This window comes from Deinococcus proteolyticus MRP, from assembly GCF_000190555.1.
GTDB classification, from domain to species: Bacteria; Deinococcota; Deinococci; order Deinococcales; family Deinococcaceae; genus Deinococcus; species Deinococcus proteolyticus.
This window is the reverse complement of sequence record NC_015161.1, coordinates 175,001-192,221: the sequence shown is the minus strand read 5'-3', so window position 1 is coordinate 192,221 and position 17,221 is coordinate 175,001. Positions and strand designations below refer to the sequence as shown.

The 17,221-nt window shown below is 68.0% G+C and carries 15 protein-coding genes and 2 tRNA genes (1 of these 17 only partly in view); 11 read left to right on the top strand and 6 right to left on the bottom strand.

Annotated features, from left to right (window positions below; genetic code table 11):
* Positions 1-64: 64 nt before the first annotated feature.
* Entirely contained in the window at positions 65-1,870 is a 1,806-nt protein-coding gene (locus DEIPR_RS00985; protein WP_041221882.1) for an HRDC domain-containing protein, read from the top strand.
* An 8-nt stretch (positions 1,871-1,878) separates the two neighbouring features.
* On the opposite strand, the gene chrA is transcribed toward DEIPR_RS00985, so the two are convergent.
* On the bottom strand, positions 1,879-3,051 hold the full coding sequence (gene chrA, locus DEIPR_RS00980) for a chromate efflux transporter (RefSeq protein ID WP_013613958.1): 1,173 nt from the start codon (positions 3,049-3,051) through the stop codon (positions 1,879-1,881).
* Between the two features lie 110 nt (positions 3,052-3,161).
* On the opposite strand from chrA, the gene DEIPR_RS00975 reads away from it, so the two are divergent.
* The 4 genes from DEIPR_RS00975 (at position 3,162) to DEIPR_RS00960 (ending at position 6,151) form a co-directional block, all read left to right on the top strand.
* A complete protein-coding gene (locus DEIPR_RS00975) occupies positions 3,162-3,641 on the top strand; it encodes a redoxin domain-containing protein (RefSeq protein ID WP_013613957.1) in 480 nt (159 codons plus the stop codon).
* 88 nt (positions 3,642-3,729) lie between these two features.
* The gene (locus DEIPR_RS00970; protein ID WP_013613956.1) at positions 3,730-4,791 is read left to right on the top strand and encodes an Mrp/NBP35 family ATP-binding protein; all 1,062 of its coding nucleotides are present in this window, start codon (positions 3,730-3,732) and stop codon (positions 4,789-4,791) included.
* The gene (locus tag DEIPR_RS00965; protein WP_013613955.1) at positions 4,788-5,507 is read left to right on the top strand and encodes a helix-turn-helix transcriptional regulator; all 720 of its coding nucleotides are present in this window, start codon (positions 4,788-4,790) and stop codon (positions 5,505-5,507) included. Before DEIPR_RS00970 ends, DEIPR_RS00965 begins: the two co-directional genes overlap by 4 nt.
* A gap of 8 nt (positions 5,508-5,515) precedes the next feature.
* Positions 5,516-6,151 (top strand): 2'-5' RNA ligase family protein, encoded by a 636-nt coding sequence (locus tag DEIPR_RS00960; RefSeq protein ID WP_013613954.1) that lies wholly within the window; start codon positions 5,516-5,518, stop codon positions 6,149-6,151.
* A 58-nt stretch (positions 6,152-6,209) separates the two neighbouring features.
* On the opposite strand, the gene DEIPR_RS00955 is transcribed toward DEIPR_RS00960, so the two are convergent.
* Together DEIPR_RS00955 and DEIPR_RS00950 are read right to left on the bottom strand one after the other, a co-directional pair.
* On the bottom strand, positions 6,210-7,322 hold the full coding sequence (locus tag DEIPR_RS00955) for a bifunctional 3-deoxy-7-phosphoheptulonate synthase/chorismate mutase (RefSeq protein WP_013613953.1): 1,113 nt from the start codon (positions 7,320-7,322) through the stop codon (positions 6,210-6,212).
* 103 nt (positions 7,323-7,425) lie between these two features.
* Positions 7,426-8,643 (bottom strand): molybdopterin molybdotransferase MoeA, encoded by a 1,218-nt coding sequence (locus tag DEIPR_RS00950; protein WP_013613952.1) that lies wholly within the window; start codon positions 8,641-8,643, stop codon positions 7,426-7,428.
* Positions 8,644-8,789: 146 nt separating this feature from the next.
* Between DEIPR_RS00950 and DEIPR_RS00945 the strand changes: the two genes are divergently transcribed.
* From DEIPR_RS00945 to hflX, 5 genes are all read left to right on the top strand, one after another.
* The gene (locus tag DEIPR_RS00945) at positions 8,790-9,281 is read left to right on the top strand and encodes an FKBP-type peptidyl-prolyl cis-trans isomerase (RefSeq protein WP_013613951.1); all 492 of its coding nucleotides are present in this window, start codon (positions 8,790-8,792) and stop codon (positions 9,279-9,281) included.
* Between the two features lie 96 nt (positions 9,282-9,377).
* Positions 9,378-10,853 carry a UDP-N-acetylmuramoyl-L-alanyl-D-glutamate--2,6-diaminopimelate ligase gene (locus DEIPR_RS00940; protein WP_013613950.1) on the top strand — a complete coding sequence of 492 codons (1,476 nt, stop codon included), beginning with the start codon at positions 9,378-9,380 and terminating at the stop codon, positions 10,851-10,853.
* Between the two features lie 104 nt (positions 10,854-10,957).
* Positions 10,958-11,033: transfer RNA gene (locus tag DEIPR_RS00935), tRNA-Lys, on the top strand.
* Between the two features lie 122 nt (positions 11,034-11,155).
* A tRNA-Ser gene (locus DEIPR_RS00930) sits at positions 11,156-11,246 on the top strand.
* A gap of 257 nt (positions 11,247-11,503) precedes the next feature.
* Positions 11,504-13,237: a GTPase HflX gene (gene hflX, locus DEIPR_RS00925; RefSeq protein ID WP_013613949.1), complete on the top strand. Its 1,734-nt coding sequence runs from the start codon at positions 11,504-11,506 to the stop codon at positions 13,235-13,237.
* Between the two features lie 72 nt (positions 13,238-13,309).
* Here hflX and pdxT read toward each other — a convergent pair whose 3' ends face one another.
* Positions 13,310-13,906 carry a pyridoxal 5'-phosphate synthase glutaminase subunit PdxT gene (pdxT, locus tag DEIPR_RS00920; protein WP_013613948.1) on the bottom strand — a complete coding sequence of 199 codons (597 nt, stop codon included), beginning with the start codon at positions 13,904-13,906 and terminating at the stop codon, positions 13,310-13,312.
* On the bottom strand, positions 13,896-14,801 hold the full coding sequence (pdxS, locus tag DEIPR_RS00915) for a pyridoxal 5'-phosphate synthase lyase subunit PdxS (RefSeq protein WP_083801520.1): 906 nt from the start codon (positions 14,799-14,801) through the stop codon (positions 13,896-13,898). Before pdxS ends, pdxT begins: the two co-directional genes overlap by 11 nt.
* An 84-nt stretch (positions 14,802-14,885) precedes the next feature.
* On the opposite strand from pdxS, the gene pdxR reads away from it, so the two are divergent.
* Complete coding sequence (gene pdxR / locus DEIPR_RS00910) at positions 14,886-16,274, top strand: MocR-like pyridoxine biosynthesis transcription factor PdxR (protein ID WP_013613946.1); 1,389 nt, start codon at positions 14,886-14,888, stop codon at positions 16,272-16,274.
* 25 nt (positions 16,275-16,299) lie between these two features.
* On the opposite strand, the gene DEIPR_RS00905 is transcribed toward pdxR, so the two are convergent.
* Positions 16,300-17,221: the 3' portion of a hypothetical protein gene (locus DEIPR_RS00905; protein WP_013613945.1), read on the bottom strand. 17 nt of this gene lie beyond the right edge of the window; the window shows 922 of its 939 coding nt (coding positions 18-939); its start codon lies off the right edge, out of view — the gene reads right to left on this strand; the stop codon is at positions 16,300-16,302.

Sequence of the window (17,221 nt, the reverse complement as noted above, 5' to 3'; positions counted from 1 at the left end):
GCGCGGCCAAAGGTCAAGGGACCGTGCAGAGGCGGCCCGCCGGGGCATGCGGCACAATGTGGCCATGACCAATTTCGATTCCGATACCGCGGCGCAGCGGGACGCCTCAGCCGAACTGCGCCCCGACGCCCGCCTGATTGCCCTGCACAGTGAGCGCGGCGACGCCCACAGCCGGCTGGAGAGCGCCCTGGCGGCGCTGGAAGGTGCAGCCTGGGGCATGACCCTGGCCGGCGAGGCCGCACTGGCCCGGCAGCTGCGGGCGCTGCTGGGTGCCGGTGTCCTGCGCACCGACCCCCGGCTGCCGCTGCGCCGTGACCTGCTGGCCGAAGCCGGGCTGGCCGCCGCCGGCCTGGATGGGGACTGGCGGGGCGCAGTCGCGGTCTGGCTGCTGGAACCCGGCGAGGAAGACCTGCGCCGCGCCGAACGGGCCGGTGTGCCGGTGATCGTAGACGCCACGCTGGCGCCCGGCGCCCACTGGCTGGCCGCCGGCGCACAGCATGTGACCTACCATCACGGCGCTGCCCTGACCGGCTTTGCCGACGGCGAACTGGCGCTGCTGTTCGGCGCAGGTGAGCGCCCCGCCCCGGCCGCGCCCGCCGCTGCCGACCTGACCGCCGCCCTGGCGCTGCGGGACGTGGCCACCCTGCCGCTGCGCCTGGCCCGCGCCGCTCAGACCGCCGCTAGCCTGGAACGCCAGCTGAGCGGCCGCGCCCTGCCGCTGGGACCCACCGCCCTGCTGCTGCCTCCCGAGGCGGCGGCGGCCACGGCGGCCCCACTGGGCGGTGTGCAGCCGGCCGCCCGCCCGGTGCAAGGAGGCGTCATCCTGACTCCTGGCCTGGCCGACGTGCGCCAGGTGCGCGCCCTGCTAAGCGGCCAGGATGGACAGGCTGAGGGAGGACGGGCCGAGGAAGACGGCAGCTGGGGAGAACGTACGGAACACAGGCGCGGCCGGCAGGACCACCGCAGTGGCCAGGCCAGCGGACAGACCAGCAGTCAGCAGACCGGGCACACGGCCGACCTGGCCCAGGCAGCGGCGGACGCCCGACCTGACCAGCGCCAGCAGCGTGGCCGCCCGGACGGCGAGCGTGAGCAGCCCCAGGCCCCCGCGGAGCGCCAGGAACGGCCACCGCGTCAGGAGCAGGGCAGCCGCCGCTTTCAGCGTACCGAGCGTTTTCAGGGCACCGAGCGTTCTCAGGGTGAGCGGGGCCAAGGGCAGCCGGCGCGGGAGCAGCGGACGCCGGGAGGCCGTCACAGCGGCCTGGAGCGCTTCGTCTTCGAGGCGCCGGCAGCTGGGCACGCGGCTTCTGCGCCGGCCCCCGCCGAGGCCCACCCGAACAGGCGAGGCACCGAAGAGCAGGGCATTGCCGAGCAAGGCACTGGTGAGCAGGGGACTAGCGAAGGGGCCGGCCGCCAGAAGGAAGCCAACACGCAGGACATCCAGGCCCGGGACACTGGCCGGAATGAGACCCAGCAGCGCGGCCGGCCGCCGCAAGCGGAGCAGCTGGAAGCCGAGCAGCCCAGTCCGCAACCTGCAGCACTGCAACCTGAAGCACCGCAGCCTGAAGTGCTGCAGCCCGACCTGCCCCTGCCGTCGGCGGCCCAACCCGGCAGCGGCAAGCCCGACCCGGCTGCCGACCTGACCGAGGAACAGAGCGCCGTGTTCGCCCGCCTGCGCGACTGGCGCAACGCTGAAGCCAGCCGGCAGGAAATCAGCCGCTTTATCGTGGCCAGCAACGCCACGCTGGCCGAAATTGCCCGCCGGGTGCCTTATACGGTCGAGGACCTGCAGTCCATCAAGGGCATGGGGCCGGCCCGCCTGAGCAAATACGGTGAAGCCATCGTTCAGGTGGTGCGCGGTACCCGCAACTGAGCCCGAGGCTAAAACAGCGCCCACCCCGCCCCCGCACAGGCCAGCACCACGGCCCAGGCGGGGGCGTTCCATGCACGGAGCGCCCCGTAGGCCAGCAGCGCCAGCGCGAGGTGCAGCGGCCCCGCCACCCCCGAGGTGAACACCGGGTCGTACAGCGCGGCCAGCAGCAGACCCACGACCCCGGCATTCAGCCCCAGCAGCGCCCGGCGGGCCCAGGTCTGGGCAGCCAGCCGGCTCCAGAAGGGCAGCGCGCCCAGCATCAGCAGTGCGCCCGGTAGGAAGATGCCCAGGGTGGCGGCGGCCACCCCAGTCAAGGTGGGCAGCCGGTGCTGCACGGCTCCCAGATAACTGGCGAAGGTGAACAGCGGCCCCGGCACCGCGTTGGCGGCGCCGTAGCCGGCCACGAAGCGTTCGTGGTCTACCCAATCCGGCACCAGGCCGCCTTCCAGCAGCGGCAGCACCACGTGCCCGCCGCCGAACACCAGCGCCCCGGCGCGGTAGGTCTGGTCCAGCAGCTCCCAGACTGGCCCCAGGGGCCGCAGCAGCGGCAGCACCAGCAGCAGCAGGGCCGCCAGCAGCAACAGGGCGGCTCCCACCCGTGGCGCTGGCCCCAGCTGCAGCGGCTGTGCGGGGGCAGCCGGCGCCGGAAGTGCGGCCCAGCCCACTCCCGCACACAGCAGCAGCGCCACGACCTGCACGCCGGCGCTCAGCCCGCCCCCACCGAACCACACCGGCCAGGCCAGCAGCAGCGCAGCGGTCCCCAGCGCCAGGGCAGCCTGCACCGGCCCGCCCACCAGACTGCGCCACATGCCCGCTGCAGCGTGGGCCACCACCGCCACTGCCGCCACCTTCAGCCCGGCCAGCCAGCCGGCATTCAGGTCAGGCAGCTCGCCCACCCAGGCGGCAAATGCAGCCAGCGCCAGCACACTGGGCAGCGTAAAGCCGGCCCAGGCCAGCAGCGCACCGGGCAGCCCCGCCCGCAGATACCCGATGCTGAGGTTCACCTGCGAGCTGGACGGTCCCGGCAGGAACTGCGCCAGCGCGACCAGGTCCGCGAACTGCGCGGCGCTCAGCCAGCGGCGACGCTCCACGAACTCGGTCTGGAAATAGCCCAGGTGCGCGGCCGGCCCCCCGAAACTGGTCAGGCCCAGGCGCAGAAACACGGTCAGCAGCTCCAGCATCTGCCCAGCTTAAGCGAGGGCGCGTAGCGGCAGGTCAGCCGGCTGGCCCTGGACTCCCCGCTCCACATTTGACGCTGGCAGCGCCGGGCGCATGTGCTTGAATACAGGGCGTGATTGCCTCCCCCCAGGCGCTACTGAATCAAACTGCCCCCGACTTTACCCTCAACGCCGTGCAGCCCGGCGGTCTGTGGCAGCCCGTCACCCTGAGCAGCTACGCAGCAGCAGGCCGCTGGGCCGTGCTGGTGTTTTATCCGCTCGACTTCAGCCCCGGCTGCACCGCTCAGGTGCCCGACTACAGCCGCCACGCCGCCGATTTCGACGCGGCCGGCGCCGACGTGCTGTGTATCAGCCGCGACTCGGTGTACACCCACCGGGCCTGGTCGCGTGAACTGGGACTGCAGGTGCCGCTGCTGGCCGACATGAACCTGGCCGTAGCGGCTCAGTACGGGGTCGCCCTGCCCGACCAGGGCTGCGCCCGGCGTGCCATATTTGTGGTGGGCCCGGACGGCCGGGTCCGCTGGCTGCATCTGGAGGAAGACCCCACCGAAGTGACCCTGAGCGCCCGCGAGGTGCTGGCGCAGCTGCCCTAAAGCGCGGAGCCCTGCTGCTCATCCGGAGCAGCCCCACTGTAACCCTGCCCCTTGCCAGCGCCGCAAGCGGTGCGCTAGAGAGAGCGTTATGCATCAAGCCGTCATGGCCGCCCTGTCGACCGTCAACGACCCCGAGCTGCACCAGGACCTGGTCAGCCTGGGCATGATTGAACGCGTGGTGGTCGAAGGGAACGTGGCTGCTGTCCGTGTGCAGCTGACCACCCCGGCCTGCCCCCTCAAAGGCACCATCGAAAACGATGTGCGCCGCGCCGTGCTGCAGGTGCCCGGTATCGACACGGTCGAGGTCAGTTTCAGCGCTCAGGTGCGTGCGCCGCAGCAGCCTCCGCTGCCCGGCGTCAAGCACGTGATTCTGGTAGGCAGCGGCAAGGGCGGCGTGGGCAAGAGCAACGTGGCCGTAAACGTAGCGGCGGCGCTCGCACAGGACGGCGCCCGCGTGGGCCTGCTCGACGCCGACGTGTACGGCCCCAGCGTGGCGCACATGCTGGGCCAGAGCGAGACGCGCATCACCGCCAACGAGCAGCGGCAGATGATGCCTATCGAGGCACATGGCCTGCGCTTTATCTCGATGGCCAACCTCACGCGGGCCGGACAGGCGCTGGTCTGGCGCGGCCCGATGCTGCACTCGGCGGTGCAGCAGTTTCTCAAGGATGCGGCCTGGGGCAGTCTGGACTATCTGATTATCGACCTGCCGCCGGGCACCGGCGACGTGCAGCTGTCCATCACCCAGTCGGTCAAGGTGACCGGCGCCCTGATCGTGACCACCCCGCAGGACGTGGCCCTGATTGATGCCACCCGCGCAGTGGACATGTTCCGCAAGGCCAGCGTGCCGGTGCTGGGCGTGGTGGAGAACATGAGCTACTTCGTGGCCCCCGACACCGGGCATACCTACGACCTGTTCGGACGCGGCGGCGCCCGCAAGCTGGGCGGCCTCAGCGTGCTGGGCGAAGTGCCGCTTGACCCCGAGGTGCGCCAGGACGCCGACAGCGGCGTGCCGGCCGTTCTCGCCCATCCGCAGTCGGCGGCGGCCGGGGCGCTGCGTGAGGTGGCCCGCGCTCTGGCGGGACAGATCAGTGTAGAGACCCTGAGCGACTTTTCGGCGGACAACCTTGAGCCGCTGCCGGTGCTTTGAAGTTGCCTGGGACCAGCCAACTTCAGCACGGCAGCCCGGACCAGCGCAGCAGCCAGGGCGAGCGCACCAGCGACCGGCTGCTGCAGCTGCTCAAGCAGCATGGGAGCCTCTGCGCCGCGCAGCTCAGCGAAGCGCTGGGCATGACCGAACAGGGCGTGCGCCGGCATCTGACCCGCCTGGCCGGAGCCGGCTTGATTGAGGGATACAGCGGCAAACCTCAGGGCCGGGGCCGGGCACAGCAGCTGTACCGGCTGACCGAACAGGGTGAAGCGCGCTTTCCCAAGAGCTATCCCACCCTGTGCATGGACTTGCTGCATCACCTGCGCGCCGAATACGGCCCGGACGCCGTGGGGCGAGTGATGAACTCGCGGGCACAGACCCTGGCCGCCGAAGTGCAGGCCGAGTGGGGGCCAGACCTGCCTCTGGCACAGCGGCTGGAACAGCTGACCCGCAAATTTCAGGAGGCCAACTACGGCTCGGTGCTGGAGCAGAGCGGCGACTGCTACTACCTGACGCACCACAACTGCCCGCACCTGGCCGTGGCGTGCGAATTTACCGAACTCTGCTTGGCCGAACGAGATATGATTGCGGACCTGCTGGAAACCGAGGTCCGCTGTGAAGCCCGCGCCTCGACAGGCGCCTCCCAGTGCCGCTACCGCATCAGCAAAAGCGAAAGTGCCGCAGTGCCCACCGCGTCCAGCGACGTGCCACACTGAGACCTGCCATGCCCGCTTCCGACCCTTCTCCCCTTTCCCTGCCGGCCGGGCCCAGCTGCCCGAATCCGGCCGATTCGGGCGTGACCGACGGCTCTTACAGCCTGGTGGCCTGGCCCCCGCCCCGGTTGGACGGCTGGCTGCGCCGGCTGCAGGAGCAGCTGGGGGTCAGCGGCTTCGGCGTGCCGCACATCAACCTGCGCGCCCCGTTCCGCACCGAGCTGAGCCGCCGTGAGCTGATTGAACGGTTCCGTGACGTGCTGGACGGTGCCAGTTCCTTTGAAGTCACGGTCAAGGGCTTCAAGCGCTACAAAAGCGTCATCTTTCTGGAATGCGAGACCAGCGCCCGGATGCTGTACCTGCACCTGATGGCCCTCAGCGTGGGCCCCTCCACCCGCAGCCCCTACGACGGCGAATCCTACGCGCCGCACCTCACCCTGGCGCTGGGCGTGCTGCCCTGGGCGGAGGAGGACCTGTGGGAGCGGGTAGAGGCGATGGAGCTGCCGCTGACCCGCTTTCAGGTGTCGGCTCTCAGCCTGACCATTGAGGAAAAGGGCGAATTCGTAGAGCTGCATACCTACCCGCTGACCGACCCGGAAGCGCCGGACGCGGGCGAGATCAGTTCACCGACCGAGCCGGCAGGCTGAGCAGCGCGGGCCCGAGCTGAATGTCCAGCTCGGGCCCTCTTTCAGCCCAGCCGGGCGTTCAGATGTTCAGCCCTGCCACGAATTCCCGGAACTCTGCGAAGTCCAGCTGCTGCTCGTTGTCGCTCATGGCGGTGGCCGGCTGGGGGTGAACCTCCACATGGATGCCGTCGGCGCCCACGGCCAGCGCGGCTTTGGCCAGTGGCAGCAGCAGGTCACGGCGGCCGGCCGCGTGGGTCACGTCCACCACCACTGGCAGGTGGCTTTCTTGCTTGACCAGCGCCACGGCGCTCAGGTCCAGGGTGTTGCGGGTCCACTTTTCAAAGGTGCGGATGCCGCGCTCACACATGATCACGTCCTCGTTGCCGCCCGAGAGAATGTACTCGGCGGCGTACAGCCATTCCTCCATGGTGGCGCTCAGCCCCCGCTTGAGAAGTGCCGGCTTGCGCACCGCCCCCACCTCGCGCAGCAGGCTGAAGTTGTGCATGTTGCGCGCCCCGATTTGCAGAATGTCGGCGTATTCGCTCACCACTTCCACGTCGCGGGTGTCCATCACCTCGGTCATGAACTGCAGGCCGTAGCGGTCCGCCACCTGCCGGCCCAGCTTCAGGCCGTCCACGCCCATCCCCTGAAAGCCGTAGGGGCTGGTGCGGGGTTTGTAGGCGCCGCCGCGCAGAATCTTGCCGCCCAGCTCGGCCACCAGCTGAGCGGCACTGTCCATCTGCTTTTCGGACTCCACTGCGCAGGGCCCGGCGATCAAGACGGGCGGCTCCTGCCCGCCGATACTCACGTCCCCGATGGTCAGCACGGTGTCCTCGGGGTGCTTTTTGCGGCTCACCAGCAGCTTGCGCTGCTCGCGGGTCTCTTCCAGGTCCAGGCTGGCCTTGAAAATCTCCTTGAAGATGGCGCTTACTGCGGCGTCGGTAAAAGGCCCTTTGTTGGCCTGGCGCACCAGCCGCAGCTGGTCTTCCTCGCGCTTGGGATCGTAGAACTTGGTGCCGCCCTCGCTGGACTTGATACGCCCAATCTGGGCGACCAGCTCGCCGCGCCGTGACAGCAGCTCCACCAGCTGATTGTTGAGCTGGTCCACCTGCTCGCGCAGTTCTTCCAGGGTTTCCCCGGAGGAGTTGCCGGAAGGGCCGAGTGCACCGTTGCCGTGAGTGAGGTCTGTCATGCCGCAGCCTAGCGAAGCAGACAGGCGCTGTAAACCTCTCCAGCCTTTCCCGTGCGGAGACGCCAAGTGGGCAGCACCAGCGGCGGCGAATATCGGGCCCGGTTCAGTCCAACCACAGCACCTCCACCTCGTCGCCGGCCACAGGCGCCTGACCGGGGTCCACCCGCACCAGCACCCGGGCGTCGCTCAGCGAGCGCAGCACACCGCTGCTCTGCTTGGGGTACGGCACCACCTCGCCCCCGCGCACCTCACCGCGCCAGAACGCCGTTTTCTGCCCGGCACTGGCAAAGGGTGCTCCTGCCCGCAGCCGGGTGCCCCGCAGCTGCTGGCCGGTCAGGGCCGGGCGCACCAGCAGCTCGAACACCACCAGGCTGCTCACCGGATTGCCCGGCAACCCCAGCACGCTCAGGCCGTTCCAGCGCCCCAGCAGCGTAGGCCCACCGGGCCGCAGGCGGATTTTCCAGAACGTCACCTCGCCGCGTTCCAGCAGCAGGTCGCGCATAAAGTCGTAGCGGCCCATGCTCACGCCGCCGCTGGTCAGCAGCAGGTCGGCGCCGCCCACCGTGTCCAGCCGGGCCGCCAACTCGTCCACGTCGTCGGGGGCGTGGCCCAGGTCCAGCACCTCGGCGCCGCATTCCAGCAGCAGTCCGTGCAGGCCGTAGCGGTTGGAGTCGTAGACCTCGCCCGGCTCCAGCGGCGTGCCGGGGGCCTTCACCTCGTCTCCGGTGCTCAGCAGGGCCACGCGGGGGCGACGCAGCACCGGCAGCTGGGCGTGCCCACCCGCCACCGCCAGCGCCACCCGCGCCGGGGTGAGGCGCACGCCCGCGGGCAGCAGCTCGTCGCCGGGTGCGAAATCGTCGCCCAGGTGGCGCACGTCCTCTACCCTGGCCGGGGTCAGCAGCCGCACCTCGGCCTCACCCGCCATGAACTCCAGCTGCTCCACCGGGCAGATGGCGTCCGCGCCGGGCGGCAGCGGGGCGCCGGTGTAAATCCGCACGCACTCGCCTGCCTTCACCTCGCCGGCGAACGGTTGCCCGGCCCGGCTCTCCCCCACCACCCGCAGCGTGACTGGCGCCTGTGCTGCAGCGCCCAGCGTGTCGGCAGCGCGGGCTGCGATACCGTCCAGGGCACTTTCGGTGGCACTGGGGTGGGCCACGCCGGCACGCAGCGGCTGGGCCAGCCGGCGGCCGAAGGCCTGTGCTGGGGCCACCCACTCGCTGCCGGGCTGGGGCAACGCCGAGCGCACAGCGGCCTGGGCCTCTTCCAGCATGACAAACTGTGCGAACTTGCCGGGGAGCGAGGCGGGGTCAGTAGGGGTCATGAGTGCCAGCCTAACCCTCCGCGTGGCCCCAGACGCCGGGGCGCCCGCTAGACTGATGGAGCTGCGTCTGTGCAGCGCACCCGCGAGAACCACCTTTTTCCCGTTCAGTGCCGCCCGCTCAGTTTGGGGGCCAGAAGGAGCATCACATGCAAATTGCCAAAGACAAAGTGGCCGAAATCGATTACATTCTGCGCGTGGAGGGTGAAATCGTCGACCGCAGCGAAGACGGCGAACCGCTGACCTACCTGCACGGCCACGGCAACATCATCCCCGGTCTGGAAAAGGCCCTGGAAGGCAAGAGCGCCGGCGACCAGGTCAAGGCCACCGTGACCCCTGAAGAGGGCTACGGCGTCTACGACGAGGAAAACACCGACCAGCTGGACCTGGCCGATTTCGACGACGACGTCGAGGTGGGCGCCACCTACTTCGGTGAAACCGACGGCGGCGAATTGGTGCCCTTTACCGTGCTGGGCCTGAGCGGCGACAAGGTAGAGGTGGACTACAACCACATGCTGGCCGGCGAAACCCTGGACTTCGAAGTGACTGTGCGCAGTGTGCGTGACGCCACCCCCGAGGAGCTGGAACACGGCCACGCCCATTTCGACGGCATGGACGCCGACTTCGACGAAGACGAATAAAGGCTCAGCTTCCAGAGGCCCCTATCTCCAATGCGGAAATAGGGGCCTTGCTGCAGAGAGCTTGCCCAGGCACGCCGCTGCTCTAAACTGCCCCCCATGAAGCTCGCTGCCCTCGCCGCTGCTCTGAATCTTCCCGCTCCCACGCAGACCCCAGAGGCAGACGTGACAGGCGTGACCCACAACGCCGCCTGGGCCGAGCCAGGGAGCCTGTTCGTGGCGGTGCGGGGAGCGCGGGCCGACGGCCACAGCTTTATTGCCCAGGCGCAGGAGCGCGGGGCCGTGGCTGTGCTGGGCGAGGGCCTGCCCACCGGGGTCCAGACCACGCTCCCCTACCTGCAGGTGCCCGACGCCCGCGCCGCCCTGGCCGACCTGGCCGCCGAGCTGCACGGGCACCCCAGCCGTGACCTGAAGGTAGTAGGCGTGACCGGCACCGACGGCAAGACCACCACCTCCTGGCTGACCCGCCACCTGCTGCGGGCAGCGGGCCTGCCCACCGGGCTGCTCAGCACCGCCGGTTACGAGCTGCCGGACGGCAAGCTGCGGCAGTTCCCGGCGCACTTCACCACCCCCGAAGCGCCGCAGCTGCAGAGCATCCTGCGCGAATTGCTGCAAGCAGGGGCACAGGCGGCCGTGCTGGAAGCCAGCAGCCACGCCCTGGCCCTGCACCGGGTGCGCGGCGTGGCGTGGGACGCCGCCATCTGGACCCACCTGACCCGCGAGCATCTGGACTTTCACGGCAGCGTAGAAGGCTACTTTGCCGACAAACGCCGCTTGATTGAGGCGGCCCCCTTCGCGGTCCTGAATGCCGACGACCCCTGGACAGAGCAGCTGCGCGGCGTAGCCCCGCAGGAAGTGACCTATTCCGCTGAGGGGGGAGCGGCCGACTGGCAGGCAGACAAGGTACAGCAGAGCGGGCGCGGCCTGAGCTTCCGGGTGCACTCGCCGCTGGGCGAGTTCGCGGCCGAGCTGCCCATGATCGGAGCTTTCAACGTTGCCAATGCCCTGGCTGCGATGGCCGCAGCAGCCCACCTGGGAGCCACCGCCGAGCAGCTTCAGGCCGGGCTGGCGTCGTTTGGTGGCGTGCCAGGGCGGATGCAGCTGGTGCGTGGGCCTGCCGGTCCACAGCCCCGCGTCATCGTGGACTTTGCCCACACGCCACCCAGCCTGGAAAAAGCCCTACAGACCCTCCGCAGCACCACCGGGGGACAGCTGTGGGTGGTGATCGGCTCGGCAGGCGGCAACCGCGACCCCCTCAAGCGTGCGCCGCTAGGCGAGGTGGCCGGACGCTGCGCCGACCAGGCCATTTTCACTGAGGAGGACCACCGCGAAACTCCCTTGCAGGACATCCTAGCCGCGATGGAGCGCGGCGCCCGCGAAGGGGGGCACAGCAACTTCAGGTCCATTCCGGACCGGCAGGAAGCCATCCGCTACGCGGTCACCCAGGCACAGCCCGGCGACACAGTGCTGCTGGCCGGCAAGGGCCCCGAAGATACCCTGGAGCGGGACACCGAAACTGTCCCCTGGAACGAAACTCGGGAGGCCGAAGAGGCTCTGGCCCTACGCAGGCCTTAAGCGAGTCCGTTTATGTATCACAGGTTACATATATCCCGGAAACCCATGTTATCTTTGTTTTCGCTGTTTTATGGTGATGCCGTACAGGCGACGCCGCAGAGCAGGGGTTGTTAGCTCAGTTGGCAGAGCAGCTGACTTTTAATCAGCGGGTCGTAGGTTCGAGCCCTACACAACCCACCATCAAGGTCCGCCTTTAGGCGGGCTTTTTTGTTGTCTTCTGGCTCTCCGCCCCGGATTTTGCCATGCGCCCTGGAAGTTGCTATACTTCCCGACGCACTTGCGCCCAATTGCCAAAGCGGCGGGGGGAGGTGCCAGAGTGGTTGAATGGGGCGGTCTCGAAAACCGTTGTACGGTCCTGCCGTACCGTGGGTTCGAATCCCACCCTCTCCGCCAGGAAACAAGGCGCAGGAATGCAACGGGTCGTCCAATCGGGCGGCTTTTTTTGTTACTGCATGCCGCCTTATCGCTGGAGCATGTCGCCCCACGAGCATGGGCGCTGCCCCAACTCGCCCCTCACGTTCCCGTGTGGGGCGGCCGCGATAATAAAAGCCGGTGTCGTCAAATTGTTTTTTCTGAACCGATATCTGTGTGGCCCGCTGGCCCGACAGACAGAGCATTCACTGAGAAATCAAGGAAGAAGGTAGCGAACCATTACCAAAGTACATGGAAACACCTCGGGCCTGAAAAAGGCACAGCTCAAGTCGCTGGAAAACCTCTACCGCCGCCGCATTGAGCCGGGGCGGATAGGCTCGCCCGAACTGGCCCGTAACCTCGCCGAGCTGTCGGCCGATGTGCGCCGTGAAGTCAGCGTGCTGATTGACCGCCGGGGCCGGGTGCTGAGTGTCAGCGTAGCCGATGCCAAGGGCACCGAGCTGCCCGAAAACCGTCAGGGCGAGAACCGCCTGTCGGGCTATCACCTGCTGCACACCCACCCACGCGGCGGCGAGCTGAGTAAGAGTGACCTCTCCACGCTGTTTATGCGGCGACTGGACGCCGTCAGCGCGATTGAAGTTGACAGTGAGGGCCGCCCCGGCCGTGTGCATACTGCCCACCTCACGCCTCCCGGCAGTGCCGCCGAGGAAGAGGACTGGCGCATCCTGCCGGCCGTACCCAGCTACGAAATTGACGAGTTCGACCTGGGAGCGCAGGTTTCGGCCCTGGAAGAGGAAATTGCGCGCGCCGCCCGCACCCGCGAGGCGCAAAAGGAGCGCGAGCAGGCCATCTTGGTGCAGATAGATACCGGCGAAGTGGACGCCGAAGAGCGCTTGGCCGAGCTGGGTGAACTGGCCCGCACCGCCGGGGCTGCCGTGGTCTACCGCGAGCTGGTCTACCGCCGCAACCTCAAAGCCGGCACGCTGGTCGGGGCCGGCAAGCTCGAGGAACTGACCTCACGCGCCTATCACCTGGACGCCGACCTGGTGATATTCGGGCAGGAGCTGGGCCCGGCCCAGGCCCGTGAAATTGAGGCGGCCACCGGCCTGAAGGTGGTGGACCGCACTCAGCTGATTCTGGACATTTTCGCGCAGCACGCGCAGGGCCAGGAATCCCGCCTCCAGGTGGAGCTGGCACAGCTGCGCTACATGAAGCCCCGCTTGCTGGGCGCCGGCGCTCAGCTGTCACGTATCGGGGCTTCGGGCGGCAGTGCGGCCAGCGGGGCCATCGGCACCCGTGGCCCCGGTGAAACCAAGCTGGAGCTGGACCGCCGCCGCATCAATGACCGCATCGCCTTTCTGGAAGGGCAACTGCGCGAGGTGGCGGTACGCCGCGAACAGCGCCGCAAGAGCCGCGCCCGCAACGATGTGCCGGTGGTGGGCATCGTGGGCTATACCAACGCCGGCAAGTCCACCCTGCTCAATGCCCTGACCCACGCCGCCGAGGAGCCCCGCCGCGTCCTGGCCGAGAACAAGCTGTTCGCCACGCTGCGCCCCACCAGCCGTCAGGGCTACCTGAGCGGCGTGGGGCAAGTGGTCCTGACCGACACCGTGGGCTTTATACGCGACCTACCGGCTGACCTGAGCCGCGCTTTCCGCGCCACACTGGAAGAAATCGGGGATTCGGACGTGCTGGTGCATGTGCTGGACGCCAGCAGTGACGCCGCCGAACTGCACTTCGAGGCTGTGACACGCATTCTGGATGACCTGGAGCTGGCGGACCTGCCAGCCGTCGTGGCCCTGAACAAAGTGGACCAGGCCCGCCCCGCCGAGCTGGCCCGCTTGCAGGAGCGGCTGGAGCAGGCCGGCGTGCAGACGGTGGCCATCAGCGCTTTCAAGCGCCAGGGGCTCGACGAGTTACGGGATGCCGTGGCCACAGCGCTGCACCGTCAGGGGTTCGCGCAGCCGGGCTACGCCGAGATGCAGTCGCAGCTTGCCCACGGCGCCGACTGAGCCGCTTGCAGGAAACCTAGATCAGAGGGATGGTGGCCGGGAAAAGTGGTCATCATCCCTCTGATTTTCGCTTCAAGGCAGCATGTTCAGGAAGAGGCGGTGGAAGCTGTCGTCTCCGCTCAGTTCCGGGTGAAAGGTGGTGGCCATCAGCCGTCCCCCGCGTACCGCCACCGGCTGCCCGGCGTGCTCGGCCAGCACCTCTACCCCAGCCCCCACCTCTGTGATGACCGGAGCACGGATAAAGAACGCCTCGAAAGGCGCCTCCAGACCGCGCACGTTCAGGGAGGCGGTGAACGAATCCACCTGCCGCCCGTAGGCATTGCGCTGCACGGCCATGTCCAGCAGCCCCAGCGCAGGCGGCAGCCCCGGCACGTCCGAATCGCCGGTGATATCGCGGGCCAGCAGGATGGCCCCCGCGCAGGTGCCCCACAGCCCCCCGCCGCCCTGCACGAATTCCAGCAGCGCCCCATGCAGCCCAGTCGCGGCCAGCAGCCGGCGCATGGTGGTGCTTTCGCCGCCGGGCATCACCACACCGCTCAGGCCCGCCAGGTCAGCGGGCAGGCGCACCTCGCGCACCTCGGCCCCTAGCCGCTCCAGCGCCTGTCGGTGCTCACGGAAGGCCCCTTGCAGGGCCAGCACGCCCACCTGAGGCCGCAGGTTACCAGCCACGCGTCGCCAGGCGCTCCTCGGGCAGCAGCGCGTCGATGTTGATACCCGTCATAGGAGCCCCAAGGTCCTCGCTCAGCTCGGCCAGCAGTTCGGCGTTCTGGTAGTGCGTCACGGCCTGCACGATGGCTTTGGCGCGGCGCTCAGGATTGTCGCTCTTGAAGATGCCGCTGCCCACGAACACGCCGTCCAGGCCCAGCTGCATCATCAGCGCGGCGTCGGCGGGGGTCGCCACACCACCGGCCGCGAAGTTCACTACTGGCAGCTTGCCGTGCTCGTGTACGTAGCGCACCAAGTCGTAGGGGGCGCTCAGGTCACGGGCCACGGTCATCAGCTCTTCTACCGGACGGGCCTGAATCTGGCGGATTTCGCCCAGCACCGTGCGGGCATGGCGCACTGCCTCAATGATGTTGCCGGTGCCGGCTTCGCCCTTGGTGCGAATCATGGCTGCTCCCTCGCCCACGCGGCGCAGCGCCTCGCCCAGATTCTTTGCCCCACACACGAACGGCACCTTGAAGGCGTGCTTGTCGATGTGATACTGATCATCGGCGGGGGTCAGCACTTCGGATTCGTCAATAAAGTCCACCCCGATGGCCTGCAGAATCTGCGCTTCCACGATGTGCCCGATACGCACTTTCGCCATCACGGGAATGCTGACGGCGCCGATGATCTCCTTAATCATCTTGGGGTCGCTCATGCGGGCCACGCCGCCGTCTTTGCGGATATCGGCCGGCACGCGTTCCAGGGCCATCACGGCAGTTGCACCGGCTTCCTCGGCAATGCGGGCCTGGTCGGCAGTCACCACATCCATAATCACGCCGCCCTTGAACATCTCGGCAAAGCCGCGCTGCACCTTTTGCACGTCGGGAGCCTGCGTGCCCTGGGGTTGTCCGCTCATTCCATTTTGCTCGGTCATGTCCGTCATGATGCCGGTGGAATTGGTCCAATAACAGAGCCAATTTTGGGGCACTACACTAGACCAATGCAGAGCGACTGGCAGGAATTCCGCTTGGACCGCGCCTCAGATACGCCCCTTACGCGGCAGCTGGCGGCTGCACTGCGTACCCAGGTCACCACTGGCCAGCTGGGTGCCGGCACGCGCTTACCCCCTACCCGGCAGCTGGCCGAGCTGCTCGGCGTCTCACGCGGCACCGTCACCGAAGTTTTCGAGACCCTGTGCGCCGAGGGCTACCTTGAAGCCCGGGTCGGGGCCGGCACCTTCGTGCGTTTCTTGCCGGAAGCGGGCCACGCGCCCGGCCAGCCCTCAGCACGCGCGCTGGCACTGGCCAAGCTGCCCACTGTCCCCACGCAGACTGGACCCCTACGGCCCTTTCGGCACTCCCGCCCTGACGCCCGGCTGTTCCCGTGGAAAACCTGGGCGCGGCTTGAAGCTCAGGCCGACTGGTCCCCAGCCCAGCGCTGCTCGGCAGCAGGCTGGCCTCCGCTGCGCGAGCAGGTGGCCGCTTACCTGCGCCAGGAGCGCGGGCTGGATTGCCGGGCCGACCAGGTCATCATCACCACCGGCACCCAGCAAGCACTGGACCTGGCTGCCCGCACCCTGCTGGACCAGGGCGAGCGGGCTGCGCTGGAGTCGCCCGGGTATCCCGGCACCCGCGCGGCCCTGCTGGGTGCTGGGCTGGTGCCTGTGCCCCTGCCGGTTGACCATCAGGGGCTGGACCCGGCCCTTCTCTGGCGGCAGCGTGATCTGCGCATGGTCTGTGTGACCCCAGCCCACCAGTTCCCAAGCGGAGTCCTGCTCAGCCCCGAGCGGCGGCTGGAGCTGCTGCGCTGGGCTTCGGAGCGTGGCGGCTGGATCTTGGAGGACGATTACGATTCCGAGTACCGCTACGCTGGCCCACCACTCACGCCTTTACAGGCCCTCAGCGACCGGGTCATCCATCTGGGCACCTTCTCGGCCTTCCTTTTTTCCGGACTGCGGCTGGGGTTTCTGGTGGTGCCGCCGCATCTGGTCAGCACCTTTACTACGGTCAAACAGGCGATGGACGGTGGTTCCTCGCTGCGTGACAGCGCCACCTTGGCATGCTTCATGGCTGAGGGCCACTTCACGCGCCACTTGGGCCGCACCCGGCGAATCTATGCAGCGCGGCACGAGGTCCTGGTGCAGGAGGTCGTAGGGCTAGGGGCCGAGGTTCTCTCCTCTGGACGGGGGCTTCACCTCACTGCCCATTGGCCCGCAGTACAGGAGGCGCGCCTACTCCAACAGGCCGAAGCCCTGGGGCTGGACCTGACACCCGTGCAGGCGTTCCAATGGGGCCGCAGCGCCAGAACACCAGGCCTGCTGCTGGGCTTCGCCGCCTTCACCCCTGAGGAACTGCAGCAGGCCAGCAGACGCCTGGCCAGCGTGCTGTAGCTGATCTTTCCAGCTGCAGACGTCCTCAGTTCAGCTCGCTGACTTCAGGCTTGAACCCCACCTGATGGATGTAGTGCAAGTACTCTTGGGGCGTCAGGGCTTCCCGCTTCCCACTAAGAGTCACGAAAAAGGCTTCCAGCACATTGGTCGCGAAGTTACGCGACCCCATGCGCGGCGTGGTGGTAATCAGGCGGGCCACGCCGCGGTTGTGCATCCACTGGCGGTCCGCCTCAGTAATGGTCTGGGTCAGCACCGTCTTGCCGCGCAGGTCCTGCGGAGCGTAGCGCTTGACGAAATGGGTATCTCCGGCAATCACATCCGCCCAGGTGTAATAGCGCGTCCCCTTGCCCTGCACACTGGTGTCCTGCTTGGCCCCAGTGGGATAGAACCAGTCCTGCGGCAAGGTGGTCAGCGGTGGGAGCAGTACCCTGGCGGCCCGCCGCAGGGCCGCCATATTACGAATCGGCAGGTCCAGGTTCAGCCCGAAAATCAGGTCACCATACACTACGTCGGCCCCCACCTCTGCCAGAGCCTCAGCCATGCCGAAGCGGTCTACAGCACTCACCATCAGCACCCGCCGGGTTCTCCAGTTCAGCAATGGATCCAGCTGAGCAACAGCCTCACGCTCCAAGGTGTTCTTTAGGCCCGAGCCGTCCAGCACCGGAGTCTGCCGGGCATGCGCCACCAGCTTGCGAATATTGCTGAAAGCGTAGCGTCGACCGTCCGCCAGCACATACAGGTCCGCCCCGCCTAGGCCAAAAGCGTCCACACGGCCGTCCAGTTCGCTGAACAGCTGAGCCGCCTTCTTACTGTCCCCATCGGTTCCAATACGCTCCAGCACGAAAGGTTGCCCCAGCACCTCTATCTCCTCGCGGGCATTGCGCTTACTGCCTCCCAGGGAGACGCTCACCACGTGTTTATAGCCGGGTGGTGCAGGCTTCCAGGAA

Excerpts from the sequence above, each read along its gene's own strand:
- chrA (WP_013613958.1), bottom strand. The coding sequence starts at position 3,051 with ATGCTGGAGCTGCTGACCGTGTTTCTGCGCCTGGGCCTGACCAGTTTC.
- DEIPR_RS00970 (WP_013613956.1), top strand. The coding sequence starts at position 3,730 with ATGCATCAAGCCGTCATGGCCGCCCTGTCGACCGTCAACGACCCCGAG.
- pdxR (WP_013613946.1), top strand. The coding sequence starts at position 14,886 with ATGCAGAGCGACTGGCAGGAATTCCGCTTGGACCGCGCCTCAGATACG.
- DEIPR_RS00955 (WP_013613953.1), bottom strand. The coding sequence starts at position 7,322 with ATGACAGACCTCACTCACGGCAACGGTGCACTCGGCCCTTCCGGCAAC.
- DEIPR_RS00940 (WP_013613950.1), top strand. The coding sequence starts at position 9,378 with ATGAAGCTCGCTGCCCTCGCCGCTGCTCTGAATCTTCCCGCTCCCACG.
- DEIPR_RS00985 (WP_041221882.1), top strand. The coding sequence starts at position 65 with ATGACCAATTTCGATTCCGATACCGCGGCGCAGCGGGACGCCTCAGCC.
- DEIPR_RS00960 (WP_013613954.1), top strand. The coding sequence starts at position 5,516 with ATGCCCGCTTCCGACCCTTCTCCCCTTTCCCTGCCGGCCGGGCCCAGC.
- DEIPR_RS00950 (WP_013613952.1), bottom strand. The coding sequence starts at position 8,643 with ATGACCCCTACTGACCCCGCCTCGCTCCCCGGCAAGTTCGCACAGTTT.
- DEIPR_RS00945 (WP_013613951.1), top strand. The coding sequence starts at position 8,790 with ATGCAAATTGCCAAAGACAAAGTGGCCGAAATCGATTACATTCTGCGC.
- pdxS (WP_083801520.1), bottom strand. The coding sequence starts at position 14,801 with ATGAGCGGACAACCCCAGGGCACGCAGGCTCCCGACGTGCAAAAGGTG.